At 61.1% G+C, this 14,783-nt stretch carries 16 protein-coding genes; 11 read left to right on the plus strand and 5 right to left on the minus strand.

Going from position 1 to position 14,783, the window contains the following annotated elements; all coding sequences use genetic code 11:
• Window positions 1-290 precede the first annotated feature (290 nt).
• Window positions 291-1,292 carry a FecR family protein gene (locus RS887_RS22345; RefSeq protein WP_322617065.1) on the plus strand — a complete coding sequence of 334 codons (1,002 nt, stop codon included), beginning with the start codon at window positions 291-293 and terminating at the stop codon, window positions 1,290-1,292.
• Between the two features lie 58 nt (window positions 1,293-1,350).
• On the opposite strand, the gene RS887_RS22350 is transcribed toward RS887_RS22345, so the two are convergent.
• Window positions 1,351-3,693: an acylase gene (locus RS887_RS22350; RefSeq protein WP_322617066.1), complete on the minus strand. Its 2,343-nt coding sequence runs from the start codon at window positions 3,691-3,693 to the stop codon at window positions 1,351-1,353.
• Between the two features lie 249 nt (window positions 3,694-3,942).
• On the opposite strand from RS887_RS22350, the gene RS887_RS22355 reads away from it, so the two are divergent.
• On the plus strand, window positions 3,943-4,314 hold the full coding sequence (locus RS887_RS22355; protein ID WP_322617067.1) for a fe2+ zn2+ uptake regulation protein: 372 nt from the start codon (window positions 3,943-3,945) through the stop codon (window positions 4,312-4,314).
• Window positions 4,315-4,322: 8 nt separating this feature from the next.
• Here the strand turns inward: RS887_RS22355 and RS887_RS22360 are convergent, their stop codons facing one another.
• Window positions 4,323-4,511, minus strand: coding sequence for a hypothetical protein (locus tag RS887_RS22360; protein WP_111283688.1), 189 nt, complete (start codon window positions 4,509-4,511; stop codon window positions 4,323-4,325).
• A 159-nt stretch (window positions 4,512-4,670) separates the two neighbouring features.
• Here RS887_RS22360 and RS887_RS22365 point away from each other — a divergent pair, with 159 nt between their 5' ends.
• Window positions 4,671-4,808 carry a hypothetical protein gene (locus tag RS887_RS22365; protein ID WP_322617068.1) on the plus strand — a complete coding sequence of 46 codons (138 nt, stop codon included), beginning with the start codon at window positions 4,671-4,673 and terminating at the stop codon, window positions 4,806-4,808.
• A gap of 7 nt (window positions 4,809-4,815) precedes the next feature.
• Here the strand turns inward: RS887_RS22365 and RS887_RS22370 are convergent, their stop codons facing one another.
• Window positions 4,816-5,742, minus strand: coding sequence for a LysR family transcriptional regulator (locus tag RS887_RS22370; protein WP_322617069.1), 927 nt, complete (start codon window positions 5,740-5,742; stop codon window positions 4,816-4,818).
• 117 nt (window positions 5,743-5,859) lie between these two features.
• On the opposite strand from RS887_RS22370, the gene RS887_RS22375 reads away from it, so the two are divergent.
• From RS887_RS22375 to RS887_RS22410, 8 genes are all read left to right on the plus strand, one after another.
• Window positions 5,860-6,855, plus strand: a complete 996-nt coding sequence (locus RS887_RS22375; protein ID WP_322617070.1) for an aldo/keto reductase — start codon at window positions 5,860-5,862, stop codon at window positions 6,853-6,855.
• 632 nt (window positions 6,856-7,487) lie between these two features.
• Window positions 7,488-7,934 carry a DUF411 domain-containing protein gene (locus RS887_RS22380; protein ID WP_322617071.1) on the plus strand — a complete coding sequence of 149 codons (447 nt, stop codon included), beginning with the start codon at window positions 7,488-7,490 and terminating at the stop codon, window positions 7,932-7,934.
• Window positions 7,934-8,368 (plus strand): YqaA family protein, encoded by a 435-nt coding sequence (locus RS887_RS22385; RefSeq protein WP_322617072.1) that lies wholly within the window; start codon window positions 7,934-7,936, stop codon window positions 8,366-8,368. The genes RS887_RS22380 and RS887_RS22385 overlap by 1 nt, the downstream gene beginning before the upstream one ends.
• Before the next feature lie 85 nt (window positions 8,369-8,453).
• A complete protein-coding gene (locus RS887_RS22390) occupies window positions 8,454-9,479 on the plus strand; it encodes an alpha/beta hydrolase (RefSeq protein WP_322617073.1) in 1,026 nt (341 codons plus the stop codon).
• Between the two features lie 13 nt (window positions 9,480-9,492).
• Complete coding sequence (locus RS887_RS22395) at window positions 9,493-10,446, plus strand: D-2-hydroxyacid dehydrogenase family protein (RefSeq protein ID WP_322617074.1); 954 nt, start codon at window positions 9,493-9,495, stop codon at window positions 10,444-10,446.
• 317 nt (window positions 10,447-10,763) lie between these two features.
• Entirely contained in the window at window positions 10,764-11,306 is a 543-nt protein-coding gene (locus RS887_RS22400; RefSeq protein WP_322617075.1) for a tetratricopeptide repeat protein, read from the plus strand.
• Window positions 11,307-11,372: 66 nt separating this feature from the next.
• Window positions 11,373-11,855 carry an RNA polymerase sigma factor gene (locus RS887_RS22405; protein WP_376739150.1) on the plus strand — a complete coding sequence of 161 codons (483 nt, stop codon included), beginning with the start codon at window positions 11,373-11,375 and terminating at the stop codon, window positions 11,853-11,855.
• Window positions 11,855-12,616 (plus strand): transcriptional regulator, encoded by a 762-nt coding sequence (locus tag RS887_RS22410; protein ID WP_322617076.1) that lies wholly within the window; start codon window positions 11,855-11,857, stop codon window positions 12,614-12,616. Before RS887_RS22405 ends, RS887_RS22410 begins: the two co-directional genes overlap by 1 nt.
• Window positions 12,617-12,640: 24 nt before the next feature.
• Here the strand turns inward: RS887_RS22410 and RS887_RS22415 are convergent, their stop codons facing one another.
• Both RS887_RS22415 and RS887_RS22420 read right to left on the minus strand, forming a co-directional pair.
• Window positions 12,641-13,942: an ATP-binding protein gene (locus RS887_RS22415; protein ID WP_322617077.1), complete on the minus strand. Its 1,302-nt coding sequence runs from the start codon at window positions 13,940-13,942 to the stop codon at window positions 12,641-12,643.
• 4 nt (window positions 13,943-13,946) lie between these two features.
• Window positions 13,947-14,648, minus strand: coding sequence for a response regulator transcription factor (locus tag RS887_RS22420; protein ID WP_007985461.1), 702 nt, complete (start codon window positions 14,646-14,648; stop codon window positions 13,947-13,949).
• Window positions 14,649-14,783 lie beyond the last annotated feature (135 nt).

A 14,783-nucleotide genomic window follows, 5' to 3' on the forward strand; every position in this document is an offset into this window, starting at 1 on the left:
TAGACCGCCGATTAACAACGCGCCGGGAGCGAGCTGTCAACCCTTCGATTGCGCAGGGATGCCTGACTCACCTGCTCCACTGTTTTTCCCCGAAGCCTTTCGCTCAGCAATGCCGTTTTGCAGTACAACCGCCTTCAGCGTTGGCCCACCGGGCAGGTCCGCGAATTCTCCCAGCCGAAAGGAACGCGGCGCTCTGACGAAAAATAAACGCACTTTGATGGGTAATTGCCATGACTGATGTTCTCGCAGACTTCCCCCAAGGTTAGAATGCACGAAATCAGGATGAGCCAATGACCGAACACACGCACTCGGAAGCCGAATACGACGCCATCACCGACGCCGCTGCGCATTGGTGCATGCGTCTGCACGCCAATGATTGCACTGAGCAAGAGCGCCAGGCGTTCGCGCAATGGCGGGATGCGCATCCGCTCCATGCCTTCGAGTACGAGGCGATGCTGGAAATCTGGGATGTCGCCGGGGACCTGCCTTCCCCCGCCCCCGTCGTGACGATGGTTCGCGCCAAGCCTCAGACGCCTTGGCGCACCATGGGCATCGCTGCCGCCGTGTGTGCCCTGGCGTTGCCGCTGGCCGCGTTCAGCGGCTGGCACCTGGGTTGGCTACCCAATTCGTACCAGCATTTTGAATCGACCGACCACGTCCGCACGGTCACCTTGAACGATGGCAGTCAGGTCGAACTGAACCTCGGTAGCGAACTGACGTACAGCAACTACAAGGATCAGCGGCAAGTCACGCTGAAAAAAGGTGAGGCTTTCTTCAGCGTCAGCCACGACACTCGTCACCCGTTTATCGTCAAGGCGGCCGAGGGCCGCATACGCGTGACCGGGACCCAATTCAACGTCTGGATGTATGAAGACCAGGTGAAGGTGAACCTGATCGAAGGCTCGGTACTGGTCAGCAGCAACGATGACCTGCCCGACGACGGCCTGCGGCTGGGTCCGGCGATGCAGGCGAGCTATCGCCGCGGCGATTTCACTCCGCGCATCAGCGATACCTATGACAACGACAGTTCGCTGGCCTGGCGCCAGGGCAAACTGGTGCTCGACGATCTGGCGCTGACCGATGCATTGCCCCTGATCAATCGCTACCTGGATAAACCGTTGATGGTCGCTGACAACAGCACCGGCTCGATCCACATCGGCGGCATCTACAACATCAAAGAGATCAACGGCCTGGTGAAGTCCCTGCCCCGGGTGCTGCCGGTCTACCTGACGCGCAATGCCAACGGCAACCTGGTGGTCAACGCGATTCCGCAAAAGACCCCGAAAAGCTGAAAAAGCCGCAACCCTTGCGGGGTGCGGCCTTTCTCGTTCGTTTCAACACCCCTTCAGATCACTGCGCGGCCACCTTGGCGGGCTTTTCATCCTGCTGACGAATTGTCTGCACCTGATAGTGCGGATCGGAAATGATCTGTTGCTCGGTGAACGGCAACACGCTCAATTGCTTGTTCGAAAACGCCTGGGTCTGGTCCCGGGAATACTTCGACGCCGGGTCGCTCGATAACGAGAACGCCAACAACCCTTTGGCCTGTGGCCCCTGCTCATCAAAGGTCACCACCTGCAAATAACTGGTGCCGCTGACCACTTCACGCTTGCCGTCGGATCTCGGCACGCTCTGGATTGCGTTATAGACCCCCAGCGTGCCCGGCCCGCCGTGAATCGGTGTTTGCTGGCTACCGCTGCTGACCACCTGGATATCGCCCCAGCGGCTGTCTGGTTGGAGGCCCGCAGCGCTGACCTGTTCGACCGAGGCCAGCATCGCCGCCCGCAGCGCCTGCGCCACGTCCGGGCGATCGATCGCCAGGCCACGCGGGGTGTGTTGCGGGTCCAGCGGATCGAACGCCACGCGCCAGGCGTCCGGGACCTGCTCCAACGCCTCCATGACATTCTGGAAGTGGACAAACCCAAGACCGCTGTTCAGGTTTGCCGTGCGATCCCACGCTTTGAGGCTGGCGCACAGGGGCGCGAGCACTTTTGCGTCGGTGCCGAGATCTTTCGCGCAAAACTGCAGCAGATCGGGCATCACTTGAACGGCCAGGTACACCTGATCGTCCATGACCATGTGTTGCAAGTCCGTCGACCCGACCTTGGCCAGCGTATGCAAGCGATCCAGCGCAAAACGCGAACGCAAGCCCAATGGCTGGCTGTCCTGGCTGATCAATGGCGAGTAGCCGGTCAGCGGTTGCGCCGGGTTGGCCATCCACGCCGAATCGTTGGAGTGCTGGACAAAGTCCTTGCGCAGCAATTGCGGCAGTTTGTCCGAGGCATAGATGCCGGCCTGCGCGGCCAGCGGGTCGACGTCCCAGGCACAGGCACTGCTGGAACCGTCGAGGATGATCATCTGCAGGCCGATCCGCGGGTCGCTGCACTGCGCCAGTTTGGCGGCGCTGACGTTGGGCACCACCGACAGGTTCATGTACAACGTCTGCCCCTGATCGTCCGCCGCCAGCGTGTTGACCCACGGAATGCCCTGGATCCTGTGCACCGAATCCTGGAAATCCTTGAGGTTTTCAGCGCGGTTCATCGCGTACCACTGCTGTAGAACGCGGTCGTTATCGAGGTTGGCATCGCGCAAGCTGTAGGCGTACTGCTGGTCCCAATCCAGCTTTCCTGGCCATTGCACCACCGGGCCGAACTTCGAGCTGTAGATCACATGGGAAATCGCCCGGACCTGCCCGTCCGCCTGTTTGACGTTGACGGTCAGGGTTTGCTTATCCATCGGCAAGGACTGGCCGTCGAGCAGGTAACGGGTCGAATCCCTGGGGTCGAGTTGCAGACGGTACAAGGTGAAATGCCTGGACGAGTCCACGGTGTGGGTCCAGGCCAGATGTTGATTGAAACCGATGTTGATCACCGGCAGGCCGGGCAGCGCCGCGCCCATCACGTCCAGCTTGCCGGGAATGGTCAGGTGCATCTGGTAAAAACGCATGCCGCCCACCCACGGAAAGTGCGGATTGGCCAGCAGCATGCCGCGCCCGTTGAAAGAACGCTCGCTGCCGACCGCGACGGCGTTGCTGCCCCGGTCCAGGGCAAAGCGCTGCATCCGCGTGGCGGCCACCTGGAAACCTGCGTTTGACGCCTGAGTAACCGCCTCAGGAGGCGCGGCCCCGGCCAGGGCCTCGGCAAATTGCCCGACGCCACCCTCGACCAGCAGGCGCCGGGTCAACTTGACCAGATCCATCGTCGTGATATCCCGCACCCAGTCACCCTGGCATTGCACCGGCAAACCCTGTGCGCGACGTTCGGCCAGCGAACGGTTATAACCCGCCACGTAACCCTCAATGAGTTCGTGGACTTGCGGAGTTTGCGCCTGCCAGAAACCGGCCACGGCCTCTGGTGTATTCAACCAGGTGAAAAACACATCGCTGACCAGGTTCCCCCGCTCTTCGACGGTGAACTGATCCGGCCCGAAATACCGCGAACGTTCGCCGTTCACCGTAGTGATCTCGTTGGCCAGCAGGCACAGGTTGTCCTGGGCGTAGGCATAGCCGATGCCGTAGCCGAGCCCGCGCTCGTTGTCGGCGCGGATGTGCGGCACGCCGAAACTGGTTCGGCGAATGTCCGCGCTCGTTTGCACAGGCGTACCGCTGGCGCTCGCAGCAAGGCTCAGCCCCAGGCTCAACCCCAGTGTCACACTCGCCAGGCTCAACCTGGCTAACTGGCTGGAAATAATCACGCTCGCTCCTGATCGAAAAAACGATGGCCACTGCTGCGCATACCCACACGCAGTGTGCCTCCCTGTAGGGACGAAGCTCACATCAAAAATTTAGGGTTTTACCGCCCATTGGCACAGGGTCTGACAGGTTGATCACACGTAGGCGACAAAATTTCTACATTTGAGCCTTCATGATTTGCGCTGCTCATACGTCTAGTCATGTAAGAGCGCCCACTTTTTCCTGATCAGGCTCTGAAAAGGAGTTTTGCAATGTACAACTCGCAACTGCCAATGGACGGTAGCAATGCGCCAAAGGGTACTTCCATGGGAGTCAGCGCATTCGAGCCACGTACCGATCGCCACGCCAACGAGCGAATCAGAGTCTTGCTCAAGAGCTATGGCCTTCGAACCAGCCTGATCCGCCTGAAAGTCATCGATGCCTTGCTGATGGCCGCCGAAAGCGACCGCAGCCTTGGCGTGCGTGGCGTGCACAGCCAATTGCTGGACCTGGATGTTCCCCTGTCCTTTCTCAGTGTGCGTGAAGTGCTAAAGCGCTTGTGCAGCGAAGGCGTGATTGTCCTGAACCCCGACAAAAGCTACAGCCTGCATCCTCAGGCTGCTGCCATCCTGCGCAACCCATGATCGAATGATCAGGGCTTGACCTTGCGGCGCATCACGCCATTGATGACCACCACGACCACCGCCACGCCGATGGCGATGTACTGGAACACTTTTTCGCTGATGACGCCGGTGTTCTGCAACCAGGAAAGGCCAAACATGATCCCCAGTACCACCAGGGAGATCAGAATCGAGTATTTCAAACGTTGCGACTGAGTCATTGCGGGTTCCTGAATCTGAAAAATGTATCCGGCTTGTATCGACATGCATGCCAAGCGCTTACCCTGTTTCGGGAGTAATCCGCTATAAGCAGGGGTCTCATGTTACAGCCGATGAAGAGTTTTGGCTTCATTACGGCGATAACCATGAGGATTTCCAAAATGTTGCGTCGAATCACACCGCTGATTCCCCTGCTTGCCCTCTTGACCCTGAGCGGTTGCATTATTTACCCCCATGGGGGCCGGCACCACGATCACTACTACGGCCATGGCGGACCGGGTTACTACCAACATCGTTAACGGCGGCTTAACGTCCCGAGTCCTTTCTGTAAAAATCATTGCCGGGCTGGGCACACAGCTCTACCAGCCAATCGACAAACACACGCACCCGCCGGGATAACTGGCGGTGCGGCGGATAAAGCGCCGTCATCGGCATGCCCGGTGGCGGCAGTTGCCTCAGCACTTCACACAAACGCCCCTCCTCCAGTTGCCGCGCCACGTGATAATACGGCGTCTGCACCAGACCATATCCGGCCTCGCACGCCGCCAGATAGCCATCGGCACTGTTGACCGCCACCTGCTTGGGCAGGTCGACCGACTGCACCTGGCCATCCACGACAAACTCCAGCCCATAGCGTTTTCCGTTGCTGCTGGAAAAGTACTCGACCACCTGATGCCCGTGCAGGTCATCCAGCGTACTTGGCGTTCCGTGTCGCTGCAGATAGTCGGGGCTGGCACAGGTCACCTGATCCATCATCACCAGTGGCCGCGCCACCAACGAATCGTCCAGTGGCGAACCACCGCGCAACACACAATCGACACCTTCGCGAATCAGGTCGATCGGCCGGTCGTTCAAGCCGATTTCCAGCTCGATCAAGGGATAGCGGGCCGTGAATTGCGGCAGTGCCGGAATCACCACCAGGCGCCCCACGCCCGCCGGCATGTCCACGCGCAACAGCCCCTTGGGATTGTGGCGTGCAGCACTGAACACCGCTTCGGTCTCTTCAAGGTCCGCCAGCAAGCGCACGCAGCGCGGGTAATAGGCCGCACCGTCGAGCGTCATGCTGATCTGCCGCGTGGTGCGTTGCAGCAGTTGTACCCCCAGATGCGCCTCCAATTGCTTGATCAGGATGGTCACCGAGGCCCGGGGCAGTTGCAGGCTGTCGGCAGCCCTGGCAAAGCCACCCAGCTCGACGATTCGGGTAAAGACACGCATGGCGTTGAAACGGTCCATTGCTGGTTCCACCGGCAGATTGTTTAGATTTAACGAATAGTGATAGCCGTTTTAGCCGGTTTATCTTGTTTCTGTCGAGGTTAACAATGGCGATTCACTTCACAGGGAGCTGATTTCATGCACACACGTCAATTGGGGAAAAACGGTCCGCAGGTTTCGGCCATCGGCCTGGGTTGCATGGGCATGACCGATTTCTATACCACCGGCACGGACACCCGCGAAGCCACCGCCACCCTGCATCGTGCGCTGGAACTGGGCGTCAACCTGCTCGATACCGCCGACATGTACGGCCCGCATACCAATGAAGAACTGATTGGCAAGGCCATTGCCGGCAAGCGCGACCAGGTGTTCCTGGCCAGCAAGTTCGGTATCGTCCGCGACCCGGCGAACCCCGGCGCCCGGGGCGTCAACGGTCGGCCGGAATACATTCGCCAGTCCATCGACGGCAGCTTGAAACGCCTCGGCGTGGACACCCTGGACCTGTATTACCAACACCGCATCGACCCGCAGGTGGCGATTGAAGAAACCGTTGGCGCCATGGCCGAGCTGGTCAGTGCCGGCAAAGTCCGTTACCTGGGATTGAGCGAGGCCTCGGTGACGACACTGGAACGGGCGCACAAGGTTCATCCGATCAGTGCGTTGCAAAGTGAATATTCGTTGTGGAGCCGTGATCAGGAAGAAAACGGTTGCCTGGCAGCCTGCCAGCGCCTGGGCGTTGCCTTTGTGCCTTATAGCCCGTTGGGCCGGGGGTTTCTGACCGGCGCATTGAAAAGTCCGGATGATTTCGCGGCAGACGATTACCGCCGTTTCAGCCCGCGCTTCCAGGGCGAAAACTTCGCGAAGAACCTGCTGCTGGTGCAGCAGGTTCAGGCGCTCGCGGCAGAGAAAGGCGTGACCGCCGGCCAATTGGCGCTGGCGTGGGTGCTGGCCCAGGGTGATTACCTGATCCCGATTCCAGGCACCAAGCAACGTCGATACCTGGAAGAAAACGTGGCTGCACTTCAGGTGACGCTGAATGCCGAAGAACTGCACGCGCTCGAGGCGATCTTTGCGGCGAATGCAACCGCTGGCCTGCGTTATCCGGAAGAAGTCATGAAACTGCTCGACCGGTAAGGGGAACGCGTGCACCACCAAACAACGAGGTCGAGCGTTAGCTCGCCTCGCGGTGGTTTTGCGGTGCACGCCCCCTCGAGAGGCCGAGCGCAGGTTCTGCGCAGTGGGCAACCCGGCATGGATGCCGGGTTAGCCGCGCACGGCCATGGATGGCCGATCGCGACGGGCTCTGTAGGAGCGAGCTTGCTCGCGAAAAACCTGAGAGCTCCGCGGGGTATCAGGCGCCCCGCGTCATCGTTGACCGCCATCGCGAGCAAGCTCGCTCCTACAGGCTCTTCCAAGTGCCCCGTAAAAGCGGAACCCTAGGCGGCCGTTACCGCAGAAATGGATATGTACACCACCAACAAAATACGCCAGCCATGAGGCCGCCATCGCCAGCAAGCCGGCTCCTACAGGTATCGGTGTTCCCCGGGATTGCGTGAAGAACCTTTATTGAACCCGGGGATCAAGTAGACACGCGCCTTCGGCATTTCAACCTGACGATTTTGTAATGTGCCCCTCATCTGCCTGACAGCGTTGATCCACCATCATCGAACGGCGGATCTTTGTAGCACTTCGAAACACTCCTTGAATGCCTGACCGGAAAAAATGGTCAGAATGCGTTTTTTTGCCCGTTAGCCGAGACGAATCCCATGCGAAACCCTCTGCGTCTGATCGCCCTGAGCGCCCTGTTCATTTCCTCCCTGGCCCAGGCCGCCGACCTCATCCCGATCGAGGTTCATCGCGACGCCAATTGTGGTTGCTGCAAAAAATGGATCTCCCACCTGGAGGCCAATGGCTTCAAGGTCGAAGACCACGTCGAAGCCAACATGAGTGAGTTCAAGCAACAGCATGGTGTACCGCCGCGCCTGGCGTCGTGCCACACCGCATTGATCAACGGCAAATTCGTCGAAGGTCATGTCCCGGCCGACCAGGTCCTGGCCCTGAGCAAGCGCGACGATCTGCTTGGCGTCGCCGCCCCCGGCATGCCCATGGGGTCGCCCGGCATGGAAATGGATGGCATGAGCGATGCCTATCAGGTCATTGGCCTGAAAAAGAACGGCACTGACGTGGTGGTTGCGGACTACCCCGCCCATTGATGTCCGGCGCGTACCTCGGGTTGTTTTTTGCCGCATTCGGTGCCGCCACGCTGCTGCCGCTGCAATCCGAAGCCGTGCTGGTCGCATTGCTGCTCAGCGATCGGTATTGGCTCTGGGCGCTGCTGGCGGTGGCAACGCTCGGCAACGTCCTGGGGTCGCTGCTTAACTGGTGGCTGGGGCGTGGGATCGAACGGTTCCGCGACCGGCGCTGGTTCCCGGTGAGCCCCCGGCATCTGGAAAAGGCCCGACTTCATTACCAACGCTACGGCCATTGGTCATTGCTGCTCAGTTGGCTACCGGTGATCGGCGATCCGCTGACGCTGGTCGCCGGGGTCATGCGCGAGCCCCTGGGGCGCTTCCTGCTGATCGTCACGCTGGCCAAAGGCGCCCGTTACGGCGTGCTGGCCGTGGCGACATTGGGCTGGATGGGTTGAACCATCAAGGGCGGCGATTGCCTGTGTTTAATGTCGCCCTGATCGAGCCGATGCAGCATCGGCGGATGTTCCGTGGAGTTGCCCCATGTCGCGCCCCTTCTCCCGCTGGTTACCCGGCCTGTTGCTGACCGCTGCACTGCCCGCCATCGCCCACGCCGAAGGACCGGCATATGGCCCCGAACTCCAGGGTTTCGACTATCCGTACACACTCAAGCACTTCGCGCTCGAATCCCAGGGCCAGTCCCTGCAAATGGGTTACATGGACGTCGCCGCCCACGGCAAGGCCAACGGTCGCAGCGTGGTACTGATGCACGGCAAGAACTTCTGCGGCGCCACCTGGGACAGCTCGATCAAAGCCCTCAGCGACGCCGGCTATCGGGTCATCGCCCCGGACCAGATCGGCTTCTGCACCTCCAGCAAACCGGCGCACTATCAGTACAGTTTCCAGCAACTGGCATCGAACACCCAGCAATTGCTCAAGGCGCTGGGCATCCAGAAAGCGACCCTGCTGGGGCATTCCACCGGCGGCATGCTCGCCACTCGCTACGCCTTGCAATACCCCGATCAGGTCGAGCAACTGGCGCTGGTCAACCCCATTGGCCTGGAAGACTGGAAAGCCCTCGGCGTGCCCTATCGCACGGTTGATCAATGGTACGAACGCGAACTCAAACTCAGCGCCGACGGTATCCGCAACTACGAACGCACCACGTATTACGGCGGCCGCTGGAAACCTGAATTCGATCGCTGGGTCGACATGCTCGCCGGCCTGAACAAAGGCCCGGGGCATACGCAAGTCGCCTGGAACTCCGCGCTGATCTACGACATGATCTTCACCCAACCGGTGTACTACGAATTCCACAACCTGCGGATGCCGACCCTGCTGTTGATCGGAACGTCCGATACCACCGCCATCGGCAGTGACATCGCCCCTCCCGAGGTCAAGGCGAAGATCGGGCACTACGACGTCCTCGGCAAACAAGTGGCCAGGCTGATTCCCCAGTCCACGCTGGTCGAATTCCCTGGCATGGGCCACGCGCCACAGATGGAAGAGCCGGCAGAATTCCACCAGGCCCTGCTCGCCTGGCTGAACAAGACCAACCCCGTGCGTTGAAGAGGAAAGGCTGATGCCTGTACAGATTGCAGTGCTTGATGATTGGCAGGATGTGGCGCGGGATGTGGTGGACTGGTCGGCGCTGGACAGCGTCGGCCAGGTGAGTTTTCTCCATGACTACCCCACCGATAACCCATCCCTGGCCGAGCGTCTGGCCGGGTTTGAGGTGATTTGCGTGATGCGCGAGCGCACCCGCTTCGATGAGGACCTGCTGCGCCGCCTGCCGAAGCTCAAACTGCTGGTGACCGGCGGCATGCGCAACGCGGCCCTCGACCTGAAAGCCGCCGCCGGGCTGGGCATTCAGGCCTGCGGCACCGACAGCTACAAACACGCCGCACCGGAACTGACCTGGGCGCTGATCATGGCCGCAACCCGCAACCTGGTGGTTGAAGCCAATGCCTTGCGTGCCGGCCAGTGGCAACAAGGCCTGGGCGGCGACCTGCACGGCAAGACGCTGGCGATCCTCGGCCTTGGCAGCATCGGTCAGCGCGTTGCGCAGTTCGGTCAGGTGTTCGGCATGCGCGTCATCGCCTGGAGTGAAAACCTCACCGCCGAACGTGCGGCGCAAGTCGGCGTGACCTATGTCAGCAAGCAGGAACTGTTCGAACAGGCCGACGTGTTGTCGGTGCACCTGGTGCTCAGCGACCGCAGTCGGGGCCTGGTGGACGCAGAGGCACTGAGCTGGATGAAGCCCACGGCGCTGCTGGTAAATACCGCTCGCGGACCGATTGTCGATGAAGCGGCACTGATCAAGGCGCTGCAGAAACAGCGGCTGGCCGGCGCCGCCCTGGACGTCTTCGAACAGGAGCCCCTGCCCGCCCACCATCCGTTCCGGACGCTGGATAACGTGCTGGCGACGCCCCATGTCGGGTACGTGAGCCAACAGAACTACCAGCTGTTTTTCTCGCAAATGATCGAGGACATCCAGGCCTGGTCTGCCGGTTCAGCCATTCGTTTGCTGGGCTGATAGCCAGTCGCCGCTCATCGTCGGAACGCCGCCCGGATGTTTTGCTCGACGACAATCCCTGTGGGAGCGGTCTTGCTCGCGAAGGCATTGGGTCAATCAACATTAATGCTGCCTGACACTCCGCCTTCGCGAGCAAGCCCGCTCCCACAATGAATAATTGTTCTTGCTGCGGTGTTCTCATGACATCAACCGTGAACATGAGATTGCCGGGGCAGTCAGCCCCCTTCAATTGTTCAAGCCGTTGGCTGTTTCGACCTTGCGCTGCATCCGGCGGGCGCGACCTGACCTGAAACGCATGAACCTATGGAGCCAAGCCCATGAATATTCGTTTTGCTGTGCTGATGACCCCGCTGTTGCTGACCGTTGCGCTGTCCGGTTCCCTCGCCCTGGCCAACGGTGGTGGCGGCGGTGACGACATGCCCACCAGGCCCAACTGCCCGAAAGGTCAGGTGCTGGATACCCGATCGCATCGGTGCGTCAGGCAGACCAGCAACCTGGTGCCTGACGAAGACCGCACCAACTATGCCTATCAACTGGCCAAGGACGGGCGTTACGAAGAAGCCCTGGCCCTGCTCGACACACTGAAACAGCCAAATACGGCAAAAGCATTGAACTATCGCGGCTACGCCACGCGTAAACTGGGGCGAACCGACGAAGGCATCGGTTATTACCTGCAATCGGTAAAACTCGACCCGCAATACGCGCAAGTCCGTGAATACCTCGGCGAGGCCTATGTGATCAAAGGCCGGCTGGATCTTGCACAGGAGCAACTGCAGCAGATCAAAGCCATCTGCGGCAATACCCAGTGCGAGGAGTACCAGGACCTGGCCGAAGCCATCAACGGTTCATCGAAAACCTGACAACCCGAGCGGACGGAGGTCGCCATCGCCAGCGATCAGACAATACGAACGGAACTGTACCAGCACCTGGCGCGTTTATGGCGCTACGGCCTGCTGTTGTCCCGACAACGGCATGTCGCCGATGACCTGGTGCAGGCCACCTGCGTGCGGGCGCTTGAACGGGCCGGGCAATACGAGCCGGGGACGCGTATGGACCGCTGGCTGCTGAGCATTCTGCATTCGATCTGGCTCAACGAAGTCCGCGCCCAACGGGTGCGTCAAGGTCAGGGCCAGGTGGATGCCGATCAGGCCTTGTCGTTCGATGGAGAATCCGTGGCGCAGACCCACGTGTTGGCGGCACAGGTCATCCGGCGCGTCGATGCATTGCCCGAGGCCCAGCGCGAAACCGTGTTTCTCGCCTACGTCGAAGGGTTGTCCTACCGCGAAGTCGCCGATGTGCTGCAAGTGCCCATCGGCACGGTCATGAGTCGCCTGGCCACCGCTCGTGCGAAATTGGCCGAATACCCACCGTTGCACACGGTGCCCAACCCTAACCGAGGAGAACATTGATGAGCGCCAGACCCTCGGACGAACAACTGGTGGCGTACCTCGACAACCAACTCGATGCCGAGCAGCGCTCGCGCATCGACGCGGCCATCATCGCCGACCCGATGCTCGGCCTGCGCCTGCAATGGCTGGGTCGCAGCAGCCTGCCGTTCAAGGACGCCTACGATGAACTGGCCCGGCAGGCCCCGGTGGACCGCCTGCAAGCCATGCTCGCCACACTGCCCTCTCCCGTCCGCCCTGCGCTCAATCGACGCTGGTTCCTTGCCGCGGCGGCCGGACTGTTGGCCGGCGGCGTGCTGGCGGACCGTTTGTTCCTCGGCTGGCAAGCGAGCCAGCAGACACACAGCTGGCGCGGCCTGGTGGCCGATTACATGGCGCTCTACGTGCCGGAAACCCTGGATCACTTACCCGCTGATGAAGCCAGCCAACGGGCACAACTGCGGACCATCGATGCGCGCCTGGGCCTTGACCTCGCGCCGGCAAAACTGAGCCTGCCCCGTGCCGAGTTCAAGCGTGCGCAAATCCTCGAGTACGACGGTGCCCCCATCGCCCAGATCACCTACCTCGATCCGGCGCACGGCCCCATGGCGCTGTGCGTCACCCGCTCCAACAGCGGCAGTCGCCAATTTGCCCGGGAACGGCGGCGCGAGCTGAACATCGTGTATTGGGCCGACATGGAACACGCCTGGATGCTGATCGGGCATCAGCCGATGACGGATCTGGAAGAGATGGCCAAACTGTTGCGCAGTCGGTTGAGCGCTTGATAGTGGTTTTTTCACCTGGACGCGTCAGGCTGAAGGCGGCAACCACAAGCGAAACCGCGCCCCGCCCAGCGGCGAGGCTTCTACCGTCAGCATGCCGCCCTGGACCTCCAGCGCGCGGCGGCTGATCGCCAGACCCAATCCGAAACCACCCGTGGCGCGGTCGCGGCTGCGGTCGAGGCGGTAGAAGGGTTCGAAAATCCGCTCGCGTTCGTCATCCGGAATGCCAATGCCGTCATCGTCTACCCAGATCTCACAGCCACCGGCGTACACCTGCACACCGATCTGAATACGCTTCTCGCAATAGCGCATGGCGTTGCGCAGCAGGTTCTGCAAGGCGCGGGCAGTCAGACGCGGGTCCAGGCTGAAGCGTTCGAGCTGGCCGTGCAGCAGCACGTCGATGACGATTTCCGGGGACTCCATTTCTTCGTCGATGCTGCCAAGGATGCTGTCGATGAATTCATCCAGCGACACCTCGACCTGCTCCGTTAGCCGCGCCGGGTTTTGCAGGCGACTGTAGGACAGCAGCTCCAGCACCAATTCATCGAGCTCCCGGATGTGTGCCACCAGGCTTTGCAGGCGTTCGCGGCTGGCCGCCGGCAAGTCGTCGGACAGCGCCAGCGCCAGGCCGAAGTCCAGGCGCGTCAGCGGCGTGCGCAACTCGTGGGACACCGCATTGAGCAAGTCCCGCTGCTGGTTGAGCAGGTTCTCGATATCACCGGCCATGGTGTCGAACACGCTGGCCAGGCTGCCGATGTTAGAGCTCGGGGAAATTTGCGTGCGCTCGCTCAAGTGGCCCTTGCCAAAGCGCTCGGCCGCGCCCTTGAGGCGCTCCAGGTCACGCCAGTGCGGGCGCAGCCACAGCAACAGGCAAGCGAGCATGGTCGCGCCGATCAGGACGTTGATGCTCCAGTACAACAGGTTGACGTCCAGCGGATCCGGTGGCACGACCATTTGCACCACGGTGCGCTCATTCAGCGGCGCGACCGCCAGCGTTCTCCAGCCCCAATCGCCCACGCGTACGACGTTCTCGCCACGGCGCAAGCGCTGCTGCTCATCAGGCGTCAGGCTGCTGTCGTCATTGGCACTGAGCACGATGTGCAGTGGATTGAAGTCCTTGTCCATTTCAGCGGCCAGGGCTGGCCACTGTTCGGTCGGGGCCGCGTGAAACTGTTTGACGATCAGCGTTTGCAGCCCACGGGAGTAATCGAGGTTGTAGGTGACAAAGCGCTCGTGGAACACCTTGATCACCAGATCCGGCACCAGGTAGATCGCTGCGCTGAACGAGACAATGGTTACCAGATAAAGACGAAAGAGGATTCTGAACATCGGCTCAGCATTCCCACTCGGAACGACTGAACAGGTAGCCTTTGCCCCACACGGTCTTGATCTTGCGCGCCTCGCCGGCGTGGTCGTCGAATTTGCGCCGCAACTTGGAAATCGCCACGTCCACCGAACGGTCGGTGCCGTTGAATTCGATGCCGCGCAGGCGTTGCAGGATCTGGTCGCGGCTCAACACCTCACCGGCATGCCGGGCCAACACCACCAGCAGGTTGTACTCACCGCTGGACAGTTCCACCAATTGCTCGCGCCAGGTCACGGTGCGTTCGGACAAGTCGATGCACAGGTTGCCCATCAGAATGCGGTCATTGGCGGTCTGCGGCTCGCTGAGGCTGCTGCGGCGCAACAAGGTCCGCACCCGGGCCAGCAGCACACGCGGCTCGCACGGCTTGGTGACGTAGTCGTCGGCGCCCATTTCCAGGCCCAGTACCTGGTCGTGGCTGTCGTCGCGGGCGGTGAGCATCAGGATCGGCAAGGTCGCCGAATCGGCGCGCAGCAGTCGACAGACCTGCAAGCCGTCGAGGCCGGGCAGCATCAGGTCGAGGATCACCAGGTCCGGTGGATTGAGCCGCGCACGTTCGCGCACATGATCACCGCGACCGATCACGCTGACGGAATAACCGTTGCGCTCCAGATAGCTGGCAATCAGTTCGGCGAGGGCGGTGTCGTCTTCGACCAGGAGGATGTTGGGCATGGGTGTTTCCAGAAAGTGCAGTAGCGCCGGTACCGGCCTCTTCGCGGGCAAGCCCGTTCCCACAGGGATTTGATGTGGACACAGCCTCTGTGAACAGCACTGACCACTGTGGGAGCGGGCTTGCCCGCGAAGAGG

The organism is Pseudomonas sp. BIC9C (assembly GCF_034541995.1).
Lineage (GTDB): Bacteria > Pseudomonadota > Gammaproteobacteria > Pseudomonadales > Pseudomonadaceae > Aquipseudomonas > Aquipseudomonas fluorescens_CC.

What these genes read in the sequence shown, in the direction of transcription:
- RS887_RS22355 (WP_322617067.1), top strand. Translation starts at nt 3,943, where the DNA reads ATGTACAACTCGCAACTGCCAATGGACGGTAGCAATGCGCCAAAGGGT.
- RS887_RS22365 (WP_322617068.1), top strand. Translation starts at nt 4,671, where the DNA reads ATGTTGCGTCGAATCACACCGCTGATTCCCCTGCTTGCCCTCTTGACC.
- RS887_RS22360 (WP_111283688.1), bottom strand. Translation starts at nt 4,511, where the DNA reads ATGACTCAGTCGCAACGTTTGAAATACTCGATTCTGATCTCCCTGGTG.
- RS887_RS22410 (WP_322617076.1), top strand. Translation starts at nt 11,855, where the DNA reads ATGAGCGCCAGACCCTCGGACGAACAACTGGTGGCGTACCTCGACAAC.
- RS887_RS22395 (WP_322617074.1), top strand. Translation starts at nt 9,493, where the DNA reads ATGCCTGTACAGATTGCAGTGCTTGATGATTGGCAGGATGTGGCGCGG.
- RS887_RS22380 (WP_322617071.1), top strand. Translation starts at nt 7,488, where the DNA reads ATGCGAAACCCTCTGCGTCTGATCGCCCTGAGCGCCCTGTTCATTTCC.
- RS887_RS22390 (WP_322617073.1), top strand. Translation starts at nt 8,454, where the DNA reads ATGTCGCGCCCCTTCTCCCGCTGGTTACCCGGCCTGTTGCTGACCGCT.
- RS887_RS22345 (WP_322617065.1), top strand. Translation starts at nt 291, where the DNA reads ATGACCGAACACACGCACTCGGAAGCCGAATACGACGCCATCACCGAC.
- RS887_RS22400 (WP_322617075.1), top strand. Translation starts at nt 10,764, where the DNA reads ATGAATATTCGTTTTGCTGTGCTGATGACCCCGCTGTTGCTGACCGTT.
- RS887_RS22385 (WP_322617072.1), top strand. Translation starts at nt 7,934, where the DNA reads ATGTCCGGCGCGTACCTCGGGTTGTTTTTTGCCGCATTCGGTGCCGCC.
- RS887_RS22375 (WP_322617070.1), top strand. Translation starts at nt 5,860, where the DNA reads ATGCACACACGTCAATTGGGGAAAAACGGTCCGCAGGTTTCGGCCATC.
- RS887_RS22415 (WP_322617077.1), bottom strand. Translation starts at nt 13,942, where the DNA reads ATGTTCAGAATCCTCTTTCGTCTTTATCTGGTAACCATTGTCTCGTTC.
- RS887_RS22370 (WP_322617069.1), bottom strand. Translation starts at nt 5,742, where the DNA reads ATGGACCGTTTCAACGCCATGCGTGTCTTTACCCGAATCGTCGAGCTG.
- RS887_RS22420 (WP_007985461.1), bottom strand. Translation starts at nt 14,648, where the DNA reads ATGCCCAACATCCTCCTGGTCGAAGACGACACCGCCCTCGCCGAACTG.